This window comes from Pseudarthrobacter sp. CC4 (assembly GCF_048957775.1).
Lineage (GTDB): Bacteria > Actinomycetota > Actinomycetes > Actinomycetales > Micrococcaceae > Arthrobacter.
In genome coordinates this window covers 1-1,369 of sequence record NZ_JARCCZ010000068.1, presented here as the reverse complement: position 1 = coordinate 1,369, position 1,369 = coordinate 1, and the positions used below count along the sequence as shown (strand labels likewise).

Genomic DNA, 1,369 nt, shown 5'->3' with positions numbered 1-1,369 from the left:
GAGGCGATGGCGGTGACGAGCATGGTGAGGGGGGAGTCGATGAAGACCATCACGAGCACGCCCACGAGGAAGAGGAGGGAGAGGTAGCCGGTGTAGGGGGCGCCGATCATGCGGAAGGTGGGGCGTTCGAGCCAGCCTTTGTCGGCCCAGCGTTTGAGCTGGATTTGGCATAGGACGATGGTTGCCCAGGTCATGATGATGCCCACGGAGGCGACGTTGAGGACGATTTCGAAGGCCTGGGCGGGGACGAGGTAGTTCAGGGGGACGCCCAGGAGGGAGACGGCGGCGGTGATGGCGATGCCGCCGTAGGGGACGCCTGCTTTGTTCATGCGGGAGGCGAAGCGCGGGGCGGAGCCGTTGACGGACATGGAGCGCAGGATGCGTCCGGTGGAGTAGAGGCCGGCGTTGAGGGAGGACAGGGCGGCGGTGAGGACGACGAGGTTCATGATGACGTCCACGCCCTGGATGCCGATGGAGCCGAAGAACGTGACGAAGGGGCTGACGCCCTTTTCGTAGGAGGTGTAGGGCAGCAGCAGGGCCAGGAGGATGACGGAGCCGACGTAGAACACGGCGATGCGGAAGACCACGGAGTTGATGGCTTTGGGCATGATCTTTTCGGGGTTTTCGGTTTCGCCGGCGGCGGTGCCGACGAGTTCGATGGAGGCGTAGGCGAACAGGACGCCCTGCATGAGGATGATCATGGGGAGCAGGCCGTTGGGGAAGATGCCGCCGTTGTCCGAGAGGAGGCTCAGGCCGACCTGCTGGCCGTCCACGGGGGTGCCGAAGATGACGAAGTAGGTGCCGGCGATGAGGAAGATGACCAGGGCGGCGACTTTGATCAGGGCGAACCAGAATTCCATTTCGCCGAAGACCTTCACGGAGACGAGGTTCAGGGCGAGGACCACGACCAGGGCGGTCAGTGCCCAGGCCCATTGCGGGACGGCTGCCATCCAGGGGATGTAGTTGCCGAAGAAGTTCATGTAGAGGGCTGCGGCGGTGATGTCCACGATGGTGGTGGTGGCCCAGTTGATCCAGTAGAACCAGCCGGACACGAAGGCGGCTTTTTCGCCGAAGAATTCGCGGGCGTAGGAGACGAACGAGCCGGAGGAGGGGCGGTGGAGGACCAGTTCGCCCAGGGCGCGCAGGATCAGGAACGCGAAGAACCCGCAGACGGCGTAGGCGATGACCAAGGACGGGCCCGCGGCGTTGAGCCGGCCGCCGGCGCCGAGGAACAGGCCGGTGCCGATCGCACCGCCGATCGCGATCATCTGGATCTGCCGGGGCTTGAGGTTCTTGTGGTAGCCCTTGTCCTCGGCATGCAGGGCGGTCTCGGAGGCATGGGCGTGCCCGCCGTCAATGATGTGGTCTG

At 64.7% G+C, this 1,369-nt stretch carries 1 protein-coding gene; it reads right to left on the bottom strand.

What is annotated here, in order from left to right; all coding sequences use genetic code 11:
* The coding region (locus PV768_RS21775; RefSeq protein ID WP_421094198.1) for an amino acid permease at positions 1-1,361 on the bottom strand (1,361 nt) is incomplete at its 3' end.
* Positions 1,362-1,369: the final 8 nt, after the last annotated feature.